General features: G+C 75.5%; 10 protein-coding genes. 9 read left to right on the plus strand and 1 reads right to left on the minus strand.

The genetic code is table 11. The annotated features are described in order from the left end of the window. Positions 1–25 precede the first annotated feature (25 nt). The 7 genes from A6F73_RS30735 to A6F73_RS30765 all read left to right on the plus strand — a co-directional run bounded on the left by A6F73_RS30735 (position 26) and on the right by A6F73_RS30765 (position 10,581). Positions 26–1,819, plus strand: a complete 1,794-nt coding sequence (locus tag A6F73_RS30735; RefSeq protein WP_244293562.1) for an AMP-binding protein — start codon at positions 26–28, stop codon at positions 1,817–1,819. Between the two features lie 74 nt (positions 1,820–1,893). Beyond that, positions 1,894–3,711 carry a non-ribosomal peptide synthetase gene (locus A6F73_RS30740; protein ID WP_063350753.1) on the plus strand — a complete coding sequence of 606 codons (1,818 nt, stop codon included), beginning with the start codon at positions 1,894–1,896 and terminating at the stop codon, positions 3,709–3,711. Then, positions 3,708–6,593: a condensation domain-containing protein gene (locus A6F73_RS30745; protein ID WP_063350754.1), complete on the plus strand. Its 2,886-nt coding sequence runs from the start codon at positions 3,708–3,710 to the stop codon at positions 6,591–6,593. Before A6F73_RS30740 ends, A6F73_RS30745 begins: the two co-directional genes overlap by 4 nt. 121 nt (positions 6,594–6,714) lie before the next feature. Continuing rightward, on the plus strand, positions 6,715–7,602 hold the full coding sequence (locus tag A6F73_RS30750) for a hypothetical protein (protein ID WP_063350755.1): 888 nt from the start codon (positions 6,715–6,717) through the stop codon (positions 7,600–7,602). Between the two features lie 355 nt (positions 7,603–7,957). Beyond that, entirely contained in the window at positions 7,958–8,881 is a 924-nt protein-coding gene (locus A6F73_RS41730; protein ID WP_244293563.1) for an NmrA family transcriptional regulator, read from the plus strand. 184 nt (positions 8,882–9,065) lie between these two features. Beyond that, complete coding sequence (locus A6F73_RS30760) at positions 9,066–9,659, plus strand: anthrone oxygenase family protein (RefSeq protein ID WP_063350756.1); 594 nt, start codon at positions 9,066–9,068, stop codon at positions 9,657–9,659. A 244-nt stretch (positions 9,660–9,903) separates the two neighbouring features. Then, on the plus strand, positions 9,904–10,581 hold the full coding sequence (locus A6F73_RS30765; protein ID WP_063350757.1) for a polysaccharide deacetylase family protein: 678 nt from the start codon (positions 9,904–9,906) through the stop codon (positions 10,579–10,581). A 115-nt stretch (positions 10,582–10,696) separates the two neighbouring features. On the opposite strand, the gene A6F73_RS30770 is transcribed toward A6F73_RS30765, so the two are convergent. Next, positions 10,697–11,191 carry an anthrone oxygenase family protein gene (locus tag A6F73_RS30770; RefSeq protein WP_063350758.1) on the minus strand — a complete coding sequence of 165 codons (495 nt, stop codon included), beginning with the start codon at positions 11,189–11,191 and terminating at the stop codon, positions 10,697–10,699. A gap of 148 nt (positions 11,192–11,339) precedes the next feature. Here A6F73_RS30770 and A6F73_RS30775 point away from each other — a divergent pair, with 148 nt between their 5' ends. Both A6F73_RS30775 and A6F73_RS30780 read left to right on the plus strand, forming a co-directional pair. After that, a complete protein-coding gene (locus A6F73_RS30775; RefSeq protein WP_063350759.1) occupies positions 11,340–12,347 on the plus strand; it encodes an AraC family transcriptional regulator in 1,008 nt (335 codons plus the stop codon). A gap of 171 nt (positions 12,348–12,518) precedes the next feature. Further along, positions 12,519–13,679: an SGNH/GDSL hydrolase family protein gene (locus A6F73_RS30780; RefSeq protein WP_063350760.1), complete on the plus strand. Its 1,161-nt coding sequence runs from the start codon at positions 12,519–12,521 to the stop codon at positions 13,677–13,679. Positions 13,680–13,700: the final 21 nt, after the last annotated feature.

Here is a 13,700-nt window from a genome sequence, read left to right on the forward strand (position 1 = left end):
CGGCCTGAACCACCTGGAGACAATGATGGAAACCCTGAGCATCGAATACGGCCGCCCGCACCAGGACGGCGCGGTCCTCGACCTGTTCGCCACCTGGGTGCACCGGACCCCGGACGCGCCCGCCCTGATCGACGGCGCCCGCACCTACAGCTACGCCGAACTCGACCGCCTCGCCGACACCATGGCCGCGGCGCTGCGCGACCGGATCCGCCCCGGCGACCTGGTCGGCGTCTGCCTCGGCCACTCCGCCGCCCTGGCCGCCGTCACCCTCGCCACCGCCAAGCTCGGCGCCGTCCACCTGCCGCTCGGCCCGCGTCCCGGCGAGCGCCGGCTCCAGGCCGTCGCCGAGCAGCTGCGGCCCGCCTGCCTGGTCGGCGACCCGGCCCGGCTTCCCCAGGGCGGCGAGCAGCTGGCGCTCGACCTGGACCCGACCACCGACGTGGTCGCCGCGTTCGTCCCCGGCGAGCAGGTCCAGGTGCCCGCCGGCACCCACTACGCGGTGCTCACCTCCGGCTCGACCGGCACCCCCAAGGCCGTCGCCGTCGGCGAGCCCGCCCTCGGCGCGCTGCTCCACTGGTACCGCGAGCTGACCGGCCTCGGCCCCGGCGAGCGGCACAGCCTGCTGATCGGCGTGTCCTTCGACCCGCACGTCCTGGAGCTGTGGGCCACCCTCACCTCCGGCGCCGCGCTCACCCTCGCCCCCGAGGCGGTCCGCTGGGACCCGGGCGCGCTCACCGACTGGTGGCGCGAGGCCGGCGTCACCGTCAGCATCCTGCCCACCCCGCTCGCCGAGCCGATCCTGGCGCGCGCGTGGCCGGACGGGCTGGCACTGCGCCACCTCACCATCGGCGGCGACCGGCTGCGCCGCGCCCCCGGCCCGGACGTCACCGCGGCCGTCCACAACGCCTACGGCCCCGCCGAGGCCACCGTCACCACCACCGTGCATACCATGGCGCCCGGCCTCGACCACGGCGCCGGCGCACCGCCGATCGGGCTGCCCGTCCCGGGCGCGGTCGTCCTGGTCACCGACGAGGACGGCCGGCCGGTGCCGCGCGGCCAGGCCGGCGAACTGCGCATCGGCGGCCGGGGCCTGGCCGCCGGCTACCTCGACCCCGAGCTGACCGCCCGGCGCTTCGTCGGCGTGCCGCCCGGCGTGGACGGCATCGACCGGGTCTACCGCAGCGGCGACCGGGTGGTGATGGGCGCCGACGGCGTGCTGGAGTTCCACGGCCGGCTCGACGACCAGGTCAAGGTCAGTGGCGTCCGGGTCGAACCCGCCGAGGTCGAGGCCGCGTTCGAGCGCGACCCGCGGGTGCGCCGGGCCGTGGTGGCCGCGGCCCCGGCGCCGACCGGCGGCGTCCGGCTGCTCGCCTTCGTCCAGACCGTCGAGGGGCCCTCGGCGGTCGGCGCCGACGAACTGCTGGCGGCGGTCCGGCCGTGGCTGCCCGAGCAGGCCGTCCCGTCGGCCGTCCGCCTGGTCGACACCTTCCCGCTGGACGCCAACGGCAAGGTCGACCGCGCCGCCCTGCTGCTCGCCCCGGCCGCGGACGAGCCGGTCGCGGCGGAGGAGGGCGCCACGCCCACCGAGCGCACCGTGCTGCGCCTGTGCCGCGACCTGCTCGGCCGCGCCGACCTCGGGCCCGGCGACAACTTCCTCGCCTCGGGCGGCAACTCGCTCGCCGCCGCACGGCTGCTGGAGGCCCTGGAGGAGGAGTGCGGGGTGCGGTTGCGCGCGCCCCTGGTGCTGCGCCAGCCCGACCTGCGGGCCGTCGCCCGGCTGGTGGCGGAGCGGCAGCCGACCGCCGCCGCCGCCGTCTGACCGCCCGCCCGCCCGTACGACCTGCGCAGGGCGCCCCGGCCGTTCGCGGCCGGGGCGCCCGGAAGGGAACCATCATGCCCACCGCGACCCTCCCGGACCTGATCGCCCGGCACGCCCAGGAGCGCCCCGACGCCCTCGCCGTGACCGACGGCTCCACCGTTCTGACGTACCGTCAACTCCTCGACTCCTCCGCCCGGCTGGCCGCGACCCTGGCCGCCCGGGGGATCGGCCCCGGCAGCGCCGTCGGCCTGCTCTGCGCCCGTTCCACCCGCCTGGTCGTCGCCCAGCTCGCGATCTGGCGGACCGGCGCCCACGTCGTCCCGCTCGACCCGGCCTACCCGCGCCAGCGCATCGCCGAGATGACCGGGGACGCCGGAGTCCGGCTCGTCCTCGGTGACAAGACGCTGCTCGCCGAGGCCGGACTCGCCGAGGAGCAGACCCTCGCGCTGACCTCGACGCTCGTCCTGGCCGAGCCCGCCGCCCCGGCCGGGCACGGCCCCGACGCCGCCGGTGCGGCCGCCCCCGACGCCGCCGAGCCGGCCGCGCCCGCCCTGCTCTTCTACACCTCGGGCTCCACCGGCCGGCCCAAGGGCGTCATCGTCCCGCACAGCGCCGTCGCCGACCTGGTCACCGCCCAGGACGCGTTCACGCTCGGCCCCCGCGACCGGGTCCTGTTCCACTCCACGGTCAGCTTCGACGCCTCCACCTTCGAACTGTGGGCCCCGCTGGCGCGCGGCGCCGCCGTCGCCGTCTCGCCGTCCGACCGGCCCACCGCCGAGGAACTCGTCCGCGACATCGAGCGGTTCGGCGTCACCACGGTGTTCATCACCACCGCCCTGTTCCACCACCTGGCCGCCCGGCAGTCCCGGATCTTCGGCGTGCTGCGCACCCTGGCCGTCGGCGGCGAGGCCCTGTCGCCCGAGTACGCCGGGGCGGTGCTGCGCGCCTTCCCCTGGCTCGAACTCTTCAACGTCTACGGGCCGACCGAGGCCACCACCTTCACCACCCTGCACCGGATCACCCCGGCCGACTGCACCACCGGCCCGGTCCCGATCGGCCGGCCCTTCGGCGGCGCCCGCGCCCTCGTCCTCGACCAGGAGCTCACGCCGGTGGCGCCCGGCACCGTCGGCGAGCTGTGGATCGCCGGCGGCCGGCTCGCCCAGGGCTACCTGGACCGGCCGGAGCTGACCGCCGAGCGCTTCCGCGACCTGCCCGGCACCGGCCGCGCCTACCGCAGCGGCGACCTCGTCCGCCAACGCCCCGACGGCGCACTGGAGTTCCACGGCCGCACCGACGACCAGGTGAAGGTCCGCGGCTTCCGGATCGAACCCGGCGAGGTCGAGCACGCGCTGCTGCAGTTCCCCGAGGTCGCCGAGGCGGCCGTCGTGGTCCGCCGGCCCGGCCACACCGACGCCGCGCTCACCGCCTGCCTGGTCCTCGCCGACGGCAGCCGACCGGCCGTCGAAACCCTCCGCGCCCGGCTCGCCGACCGGCTGCCCGCCCACCTGGTGCCCACCGCCTGGACCGTACTCGCCGCCCTGCCGCTGACCGGCACCGGCAAGATCGACCGCCGCGCCCTCGCCGCCGCCGACGAGACGGCCGCCGACGGACCGGGCACCGCCGCCGCCCTCACCCCGATCCAGCAGGCCGTCGCCACCGCCTGGACCCGCGCCCTGGAACGCCCGATCACGGACCCGGCCGCCGACTTCCTCGCCGAGGGCGGCCACTCGCTGCTCGCCATGTGGGTCGTCGACGACCTCCGCGAGGACCTCGGCGTCGAGCTCTCGCTCGCCGACTTCCTCGGCCACCCCACCGTCGCCGGCCAGGCCGACCTGCTCGAACGAGCCCTGCGCGCCGCGCACGACGACACCCCGCAAGGAGCCACCCGATGACCGCCGAGCACCCGGCCGTCGACCAGACCGCCGACCAGGCCGACCTGCTGCGCCGCGCCCGCCGCAACCGCCCCGCCGCGGGCGGGCGCCCGGCGGCCCCGCAGAGCGTGCCGGCCGGCCAGGGCGACGGCCCGGCCGGCCCCGCCCCGCTCTCGCACGCCCAGCAGCGGATGTGGCTGATGGACCACCTCGGCCAGGGCGGCGCCCTCTACAACGTCCCGCTCGCCACCCGCCTGCGCGGACCGCTCGACCCCGCCGCCCTCGCCACCGCCCTCACCGGCCTCACCGAGCGCCACGCCGTCCTGCGCACCCGCTACGGCCGCCAGGGCGACCAGCCGCACCAGCAGACCGACCCGGTCACCCCGGTGCCGCTGCGCACGGTGGACGCCACCTGGGAGAACGGCGCCGGGAACAACGCCCCCGCCCTGCTCGCCGCCGAGGCCGCCCGCCCCTTCGACCTCGCCACCGGCCCGGTCCTGCGCGCCCTGCTGCTGCGACACGACCCGCAGGACCACACCCTGCTCCTGAACATCCACCACATCGCCGTCGACGGCGGCTCGCTGCCCGTCCTCGCCGCCGACCTGGCCGCCCTCTACGTCGCCGCCCGCGACGGCGTGGCGCCCCAACTCCCGCCGCCCGGACCGTCGTACGCCGAGTACGCCCGTGAGGAGCGCACCCGCGACGCCGAACTCACCAGCGCCGCCGACGCCCGCGCCCGACACCTGGCCGGCGCCCGCCCGCTGCCGCTGCTGCGGCCCACCCCGCCCGGGGCGCGCGAGCGCCGGGCCACCCTGCACACCGCCCCGCTCGCCCCCGCCACCGTCGAGGGCCTGCGCCGGCTCGGCGCCCGGCACGGCGCCACCCTGTTCGCCGTCGTCCTGGCCGCCGCCTTCGCCACCCTGCGCACCGCCGCCGACCAGGCCGACCTCACCCTCGGCTGCGCCAGCGGCCAGCGCCTGCGGCCCGAACTGCGCCGCACCGTCGGCCTCGGCGTCAACACCCTCGCGGTGCGCGCCGACCTGGCCGGCGATCCCACCTTCACCGAGGTGCTCGGACGGGCCCGGACCGCGCTGCTCGACGCGCAGCAGCACCACGAGATCCCGTTCGACCTGATCGTCGAGCGGCTCGGCTCGGCGGCCCGCGGCGCCGACGGCACCCCGCTGCTCTCCGTCAGCTGCGACCTCGTCCACCCCGCCGAGCCGCTCACACTGCCCGGCCTCACCGCCGAGGACGTCGAACTCGACCTGGGCCTGGCCAAGTTCGGCCTCGCCCTGCTGGTCGAGGACGGCCCGCAGCCGCGCTGCCTGGTCCAGCACGACCGGGACGCCCTCGACGAGACCACCGCCGAGCACCTGCTCACCGCCTTCGCGGACCTGCTCGCCGCCGTCGCCACCGACCCCGACCAGCCCCTCTCCGCACTCCCCGGCACCCGCCTGGCCACCGCCCAACACCCGGCCCTCGCCGCACTGTCGGCCGACCCCCGGGTGGTCGAGGCGGCCGTCGTCGAGACCGCCGACGGCCCGCCGCTCGCCTACGCCGTGGTGCGCGGCCCGGTCGCCCCGACCGGCGTCGAACTGCGCGCCGCAATGCGCCGCCACGTCGACCCCGCCCACCTGCCGGCCGCCGTCACCCTGCTGGACCGGCTGCCCCGGCACGCCGACGGGACCCCGGACCGCGGCCGGCTGCCCGGCGCGGCCCCGACCGCCCCCGAGCGGTCCGGCCCGCTCGACACCGTCCGGACGGCCTTCGGCGAACTGCTCGGCACCACCCCGCCCGCCGACGGCGACTTCTTCGCCCTCGGCGGCCACTCCCTGGTCGCCGTCCAGCTCGCCGAACGCCTGCGCACCCGCACCGGCCTGCCGCTCACCGGCCTGGACGTGCTGGAACAGCGCACCCCGCGCGCCCTCGCCGCCCTGCTCGCCACCCGCGAGGACGAGCGCCGCGCCGCCCCCGCCCGCACCGGCTCCCGCCCGGGCACCCGCACCCGCGCGGGCACCGTGCTGCTCACCGGCGCCACCGGCGGAGTCGGCGCGGCCGTCCTCCAGGAACTGATGGCCCAGGGCCGCCCGGTCCGGGCCCTGGTCCGGCCCGAGTCCGCCCACCTGCCCGCCCTGCACGGCGCCGAACTGGCCGAGGGCGACCTCGCCGACCTCGACAGCCTGCGCCGCGCGGTCGAGGGCGTCGACGCCGTCATCCACGCCGCCTGCACCTTCACCGAGCACGCCGTCGACCTCGCCGCGATGCGCGCCCTGGTCGAGGGCTGGCGCGGCGGCCCGTTCGTCTTCGTCAGCAGCATCGACGCCTACGGCCGCCCGTCCGGCACCGACGTCCCCGAAGGCGGCCCGACCGGCGAACCGGTCAGCCCCTACGGGCAGGCCAAGCTGGACTGCGAGCGCATCCTGTTCGAGGCGGCCGCCACCGGCCGGGGCCCGGCCACCGTGGTCCGCGCCCCGATCGTCTGGGGCCCGCACCAGCGCCTGCGCGACCAGCTCCGCTGGGGCTCCACCGGCGACCTCTACCAGGCCGCCCTGGCCGGCCGCCCGATCGCCCTGCCCGCCCCCGCCCCCGGCGACCGCCCCACCTGGTACGGCGCCGCCTGGGTGCACTCCGCCGCCCTGGCCCGCGCGCTCGCCGCCTGCGTCGCCGACGGCAACCCGGCGGCCGGCCGGATCGTCAACGCCGTCAACGGGCACGTCTCCTGGGCGGACTTCACCGGTGAGCTCGTGCGCCTGCTCGACTCCGGCAGCCCGCTGGACCTGCGCCCCGACGCCGATCCCGAACTCCGCCGTCCCTGGCACTACCGCGCGGAGACCCTCGCCGCCCCGCTGAGCCCCGAGCCGGGCGAGGACTGGCGCACCGTTCTGGCGGCGATGGTCGGCTGACCTGCACCGCTCCGCGTCGCGGCGGCCGGCCCGAGGCCGGCCGCCGCGGCCGTTCGGGGGGCCGCCGCGGCTATATGATCACGCGGCCGAGATCACGTCACGGGGGAGCACGAGAACAGCGATGGCCGGGCAGGCAGTACTCGCACCGCCGAGGGAACTCCGCACCTGGTTCGGCCGGCGCTCGGTGCGGATGACCGGATCCGCGCTGGTGTGGCAGGAGGAACCGGAGGCCTTCCACATCCCCTACGGCCGGATCCACCGGGTGCACGCCGTCCCCGGCCGGGGCGTGCTCTGGGACCTGTGCGTCGAGGTCGACCCGCCGGGGCGCGGCGAGCGCTCCGAGTTCCGCCTGGGCACGACCGACGCCAAGGCCCAGGCGTTCGCCGACGCCATCAACGCGCAACGGCTGAAACGGCTCGCCGAGGCTCCGGCCGACCCGACGCGGATCCGCGTCGAACCGTTCCGGCGGCCCCGGCCGCTGCGGCCCGCCGGCTGGCAGCTCGGCCTCCTCGCCCTGTTCGCCGGCTGCCTCACCGAGTCCGTCGCCCTGGCCCTGCTCGGCCACCCCGTGCGGGCCGGGTTCGTCTGGGCCGGCTTCACCGCCTGGTGGGTGAGCGCCGCCTGGGCGGCGAACCTGCCCTGGCAGCTCCGCTACTGGCGCCAGCAGCAGGCACTGGGCGAGCTCCGCCCGGCGGAGTTCACCGGCTCCTACCTCGGGGAGTACCGGGTGCACGACGTCCGCGGCCACTCCCGCAGCACCCGGCGCACACTCCGGTACACCTACCGGGTGACCGACCAGCTCGGCACGGCGCAGCGGCACGAGTGCAGCGCCGCCGACGTGCAGGACGTGACGCGGCCCCGCACGGTCCTGGTGGTGCCCGGCCGCCTGTCGGCGGACACGCCGGGCGGGCTCGCCGGCCACCTGGTGTGGATGGGCGTCACCGGCCTGCCGACCCTGGTCGCGGGCCTGGTCGGCCTGGTCCTCGTCCCGGGCCTGCTGCTGCCCTGAACCGCCGCCGGCTCACCCGGTGCCGACCACCCCCGCCCACCCGGGTGGCGCTTCCAGCCTGGACTCCGGGTCCGTCTCCCGCCCCACCCGACACGCGCCCTTCCGTTTGCGGCGGCCCGGGCCGGGGTGTGGGGGCGCTGTGCGGGCGCTGGAGATCCACTGGAGACCGCCTCAAGGAGGGTGGTTCGTGGCGGGTTGGGTGTGTTCTGGTGGATGGCGAAGCAGACCCGCCCCAGGTCCTGTCCGGCCGGACAGGACCTGGTTCGGGGCACGCCGGGGGACGGTAGACGCTCGCGCATGGATGTGAGTGTGGAGGCTATGGTTCGCCGGCCCGGAGTGGATTTGACTGGTGGACATGAGGACGGACGCGCAGGGTTCGCAGAACCGGCCGGGTCCGCTGGTTTCGTCGACTTCTTCTCCGAATGGGGTGGCTGCTGTGGTTGCCAAGGGTGTTGTGGATCTTCCGGTCGGCGCTGGTGTGGTGCTGGTGGTGGGTGGGACGGGTAAGACCGGTCGGCGGGTGGCGGAGCGGTTGGCGGGGTTGGGGTACGGGGTGCGGGTGGGGTCGCGGTCGGGGGCGGTGGCGTTCGACTGGCATGACGAGGGGACGTGGGAGGCGGCGCTGGAGGGGGTGAGTGCGGCGTATCTGACGTACTACCCGGATCTGGCGTTTCCCGGGGCGGTGGAGGCGGTGGGGGCGTTCGCGCGGCTGGCGGCGCGGCGTGGTGTGGGGCGGCTGGTGCTGCTGTCGGGGCGTGGTGAGGAGGCGGCGGAGGCGGGGGAGAAGGCGGTGATGGAGTCGGGGGCCGCGTGGACGGTGGTGCGGTGTGCGTGGTTCAACCAGAACTTCAGTGAGAGTTTCTTCCTGGATCCGGTGCTGGCGGGGGAGTTGGCGTTGCCGGTGGGGGGTGCGGTGGAGCCGTTCGTGGATGCGGAGGACATCGCGGAGGTGGCGGTGGCGGCGTTGACGCGGGCGGGGCATGCGGGGGAGGTGTACGAGTTGACGGGGCCGCGGTTGCTGTCGTTCGCGGAGGTGGCGGTGGAGTTGTCGCGGGCGACGGGTCGTGGGGTGCGGTTCGAGGCGGTGTCGGAGGCGGCGTACCGGGGGGTGTTGGAGGAGGCGGGGCTGCCGGGGGACTTCGCGGAGCTGTTCTCGGTGATCCTGGACGGTCGTAACGCCTCGTTGGGGGACGGGGTGCGGCGGGCGTTGGGGCGTGAGCCGCGGGACTTCGCCGACTTCGCCCGCGAGGCCGCCGCGTCCGGGGTCTGGGACGTGTGAGCCGCCCACCGCGCCGCACAGGACCTAGCAGGCCAGTCAGTTCCGTTGATCGTCGGTGCCGGGCCTCGCCGGCCTCCTGACCGTCCATCCGGGTCGAACCCGGGAGCGGTACGGAAGCCGGTGCCCGGGCACCGTGGTGGCCCCCGCGCTGGGCGGGGGCCGGGGAGAAATCGAAGGATTACCGATGCGCTCGAACCAGACCGCGACTCCAGCTTCCTACTCCGCTCCATCCTCCTTCGGCGGCCTCGCGCCGGGCGCCTCGGCGGCCCCCGCCGCACGGAGCAAGGCCGCCGGGCCCGTCCTGGCGGGCGCCACCATCGCGATGGGCCTGATGGCGGGCCTGTTCTTCGCCTTCGACGTGTCCGTGATGCCGGGCCTCGCGGCGGGCGACGACCGGACGTACGTGACGGCGATGCAGCACATCAACAAGTCGATCGAGAACGGGATGTTCGGCCTGGTCTTCGTCGGCGCCTTCGTGGCGACGGGCGTGGCGGCCTGGCTCCAGCACAAGGCCGGGCGACGGCAGGCGGCGCTGTGGGCCGCCGGGGCGACGGTGCTGTACGTGGTGGCCCTGATGGTCACCATGGGCGTCAACATCCCGCTCAACAACCAGCTGGCGCAGGCCGGTGACCCGTCCCAGATCACCGACTTCGCGGGCGTGCGCGCCAAGTTCGAGGGCACCTGGGTGGCCACCAACATGCTCCGCACGCTGCTCTGCACGGGGGGCCTGGCGGCCCTGACCCGGGCGCTGGTCCTGCACGGCCGCGCCTCGCGCTGAACGGCCCGGCCCCGCAACGGGGTTGCCGCCCCTGGTGGATCCCCGCCGGGGGCGGTCGCCGTGCCCGGTGCCGTGCCCGGCCAGTTCCCGCCGCTCGCCGCTGGTCAACCCGCCGAGCAGCTGGCCGAATTCACCCCCGGCCGGTCGCGGCGGCGGCGCCCTTCGGCGCAGACTGGTCGGTACAGGGCGGTTCCGGCACCAGGGGCAGGGGGCAGGCATGGCCGTACATTCCGGCAGGCGCAGGGTGGTTGGGCGGATTCGGACCGCGATCGGCGCACTCGCCGTCGCCCTGGTGGCGGGAGCGGCGGTCGCGGTGCCGGCCGCACCCGCCGAGGCGGCGGGCGCCAAGGCCGACCAGGGCGGGAAGGTCGTCTACCTCACCTTCGACGACGGCCCCAGCCCCACCTACACGCCGAGGATCCTCGGGATCCTCGCCCGCTACGGTGTGCGCGCGACGTTCTTCGAGATCGGGCAGAACGTCGCCGCCCATCCGGCGCTCACCGGGCAGGTCGCCCGGGCGGGCCACAGCGTGCAGAACCACTCCTGGTCGCACCCTGACCTGCGCCGGCTCTCGGCCTCCGCCGTCAACGCCCAGGTGGCGAACACGGACAAGGCGATCCGCGCCCAGACCGGCCGCACCCCGAGCTGCCTGCGCCCGCCCTACGGTGCGGTCAACGGCGCGGTGCGTTCGCGCGCGGCGGCGCTCGGCAAGCAGGTCGTGCTGTGGTCGGTGGACCCGACCGACTGGTCCCGGCCGGGAACGGCGGCCATCCAGTCCCGGGTGCTGAAGAACGTCCGCCCGGGCTCGGTGATCCTGCTGCACGACGGCGGCGGAGACCGCGGCCAGACGGCCGCCGCACTTCCGACGATCCTCTCCACCCTCAAGGCGCGCGGGTACACCTTCGGGACCCTCTGCAGCTAGGTCCGGCCCTAGGGCAAGATCCGCCGGACAGGCAGAGCCCCCGGATACGCCTTCGAACTCCCACGAAGCAAGCGGGAGTTCGAAGGCGTATCCGGGGGTCCGACCGGGCGCGGGGTCAGGCCTGGCCGTGCAGGATCAGCGCCCAGGCGAGGCAGGCGACGGCGGCGGTGCAGAGCAGGGCGCGCAGCACGTTGAAGCGGACCCAGCGGGCTTCGAAGCGCCCCCGGACGGCGGCCGGGTCGGTGATGCGCCGGGGCTCGCCGCCGGCGGCGAGTTCGTCGTTGAGCGGGATGTTGACGGAGCGGGTGACGCCGATCGCGGCGATGTAGAGCACCAGGGCGGCCACGGTGGCGGGTAGCGCGTGGTGGCCGTCGGAGGGCAGGTGGAGGGCGACGGCGGCGCCGGTGGTGAGGAGCGCGCCGACGAAGCCGAGGACGAACCAGCCGTTCAGGATGGCCACGTTGATGCGCTGCATGACCTCGATGAAGGTGCGGTCCTCGACCCGCGCGAGCGCGGGCATGACCGAGCACGCGAAGGCGTAGAACAACCCGGCGGTCAGTCCACAGGTGACGGTGGCCGCCACCAGTGCGAGTGTGCGTGCCAGTTCCATCTTCGTAGCCCCTCACTGTCTCTGCGTATCGGTTCGTCCCCCGTGCGCCGATCATCCGGCATCCGGGCCGCCCGGGCCACCTCGATCACTCAAGACCCTCTCAAATGACGAACCGTCAAATGATGTCTTGCCGTCTACACTTGGGGCCATGGACACTCTGACGGGACTCCTCGACGGCCCCAAGGCCCGCGGTGCGTTCCTGCTGCGCTCGATCCTCACCCCGCCGTGGTCGCTGCGGATCGAGGACCGGGCCCCGCTGTCGGTGGTGACGATGGTCCGCGGCGAGGCCTGGATCCTGCCCGAGCGCGGTACGCCGTTGCTGCTGCACCCCGGCGACGTGGCGATCGTCCGCGGCCCGGAGCCGTACACGGTGGCGGACGACCCCGACACCCCCGTGGACGTGATCGTCGGCCCCGGGCAGGTCTGCACGCGCGGCGGGGTGGACGTCTCCGAGGTGATGTCGCTCGGCGTCCGGACCTGGGGGCAGGGCCGGGAGGGGGACCAGGCGTCCTCGGTGGTCCTGTCCGGCACCTACCAGGCCGAGCACGAGATCGGCCAGCGCCTGCTCGGCTGCCTGCCCGGCCTGCTGGTCCGCCCGGCCGGCACCGGCGCCGACGACACCCTGGTGCACCTGCTGGCCGCCGAGATAGGGCGCAACGAGCCCGGTCAGGAGCTGGTCCTGGACCGCATCCTGGACCTGCTGGTCGTCTCCGTGCTGCGCTCCTGGCTCGCCGCCCCCGACTCCGGCGCCCCGGCCTGGTACCGCGCCCAGCACGACGCCGTCGTCGGGCCGGTGCTGCGGCTGATGCACGACGACCCGGCCACCGCCTGGACGGTCGCCGACCTCGCCCAGCGGGTCGGGGTGTCGCGGGCGGGCCTGGCCCGCCGTTTCACCGGCCTGGTCGGCGAACCGCCGATGGCCTATCTGGCGGGCTGGCGGCTGGCCGTCGCCGCCGACCTGCTGCGCGAACCCGAGTGCACCGTCGCCTTCGCGGCCCGCAAGGTCGGCTACAGCAACGCCTTCGCCCTCTCGGCGGCCTTCAAGCGCGTCCGCGGTGTCAGTCCGCAGGAGCACCGCCGCCTCGCCGCGACCGGCGCCCCGGCCCAGCAGGCCGGCTTCTCCGGCCCGGCGGAGACGGTCATCCTGGCGGGCTGACGCCGCAGCCGCAGCCGCCGCCGACAGCCAAGGCCTGGGAATCCAAGACCAGGAATCCAAGGCTGCAATCCCATTTGCCTAAACTCATTAGGTAATCCCATACTGGATATAGCCGGATGGCAGAAGGTGCACGGCACGGGCAGGACCCGCACAGAACGCGATGGAACAGCGATGAACACCTCTTTCACCACCCCCGTCACCGAGGCCCTGCTGCACGGCCACCTCGACGTCGAGCACACCGGGCGCGGCCTGCTGCCGCACCGCCTGCCCGCCCGGGCCCGCCGGCAGCTCCCCGACGAACAGCTCGCGATCGCCGAGTCCCAGCCCAGCGGCGTCCGGCTGGCCTTCCGCACCCGCGCCACCGCGATCGACCTGCACACCGTCCCGACCAAGCGGGCCTACGTGGGCGTGCCCACCCCGCCCGACGGGGTGTACGACCTCCTCGTCGACGGGCGGCTGACGGCGCAGACCACGGTGTCCGGCGGCAACCTGCGCACCATCGACCTGGCCACCGGCCGCGTCGAGCTGACCCAGGGCCCGCCCGCCACCGCCCGGTTCACCGGTCTGCCCGCACGGGACAAGACCGTCGAGATCTGGCTCCCGCACACCGAGACCACCGAACTCCTCGCCCTCGACACCGACGCCCCCGTCACCCCGGCCCCGGACGGCACCCGCCGGCGCTGGCTGCACCACGGCAGCTCGATCAGCCACGGCTCCAATGCCACCCACCCGACCGGCACCTGGCCCGCCCTGACGGCGGCCGCGACCGGTGTCGACCTGGTCAACCTGGGCTTCGGCGGCAGCGCCCTGCTCGACCCGTTCACCGCCCGCGCCATCCGCGACACCCCCGCCGACCTGATCAGCCTGAAGATCGGCATCAACCTCGTCAACGCCGACGCGATGCGCCTGCGCGCCTTCGTCCCGGCGGTGCACGGCTTCCTCGACACCGTCCGCGAAGGACACCCGGCCACACCGCTGCTCGTCGTCTCCTCGATCCTCTGCCCGATCCAGGAGGACACCCCGGGGCCCCTCGCCGCCGACTTCAGCACCGGGGCACTGCGCTTCCGGGCCACCGGCGACCCGGCCGAGACCGCGGCGGGCCGCCTCACCCTCACCGTCATCCGGACCGAACTCGCCCGCATCGTCGCCGCCCGCGTCGCCGACGGCGACCTCAACCTGCACTACCTGGACGGCCGTTCGCTCTACGGCCAGACCGACCACGACGACCACCCGCTCCCCGACGACCTGCACCCGGACCAGGCCGGCCACCACCGCATCGCCGAGCACTTCACCCGCCTCGCCTTCGGAGACACCGGCCCGTTCGCGGACTGACCCGCCCGCCGCCGCCCTCGT

It is taken from the genome of Streptomyces sp. MJM8645, from assembly GCF_001625365.1.
Lineage (GTDB): Bacteria > Actinomycetota > Actinomycetes > Streptomycetales > Streptomycetaceae > Kitasatospora.

Bases quoted from the DNA above. Each gene is read 5' to 3' on its own strand.
- A6F73_RS30735 (WP_244293562.1), top strand. From the start codon at position 26: ATGGAAACCCTGAGCATCGAATACGGCCGCCCGCACCAGGACGGCGCG.
- A6F73_RS30740 (WP_063350753.1), top strand. From the start codon at position 1,894: ATGCCCACCGCGACCCTCCCGGACCTGATCGCCCGGCACGCCCAGGAG.
- A6F73_RS30745 (WP_063350754.1), top strand. From the start codon at position 3,708: ATGACCGCCGAGCACCCGGCCGTCGACCAGACCGCCGACCAGGCCGAC.
- A6F73_RS30750 (WP_063350755.1), top strand. From the start codon at position 6,715: ATGGCCGGGCAGGCAGTACTCGCACCGCCGAGGGAACTCCGCACCTGG.
- A6F73_RS41730 (WP_244293563.1), top strand. From the start codon at position 7,958: ATGAGGACGGACGCGCAGGGTTCGCAGAACCGGCCGGGTCCGCTGGTT.
- A6F73_RS30760 (WP_063350756.1), top strand. From the start codon at position 9,066: ATGCGCTCGAACCAGACCGCGACTCCAGCTTCCTACTCCGCTCCATCC.
- A6F73_RS30770 (WP_063350758.1), bottom strand. From the start codon at position 11,191: ATGGAACTGGCACGCACACTCGCACTGGTGGCGGCCACCGTCACCTGT.
- A6F73_RS30775 (WP_063350759.1), top strand. From the start codon at position 11,340: ATGGACACTCTGACGGGACTCCTCGACGGCCCCAAGGCCCGCGGTGCG.
- A6F73_RS30780 (WP_063350760.1), top strand. From the start codon at position 12,519: ATGAACACCTCTTTCACCACCCCCGTCACCGAGGCCCTGCTGCACGGC.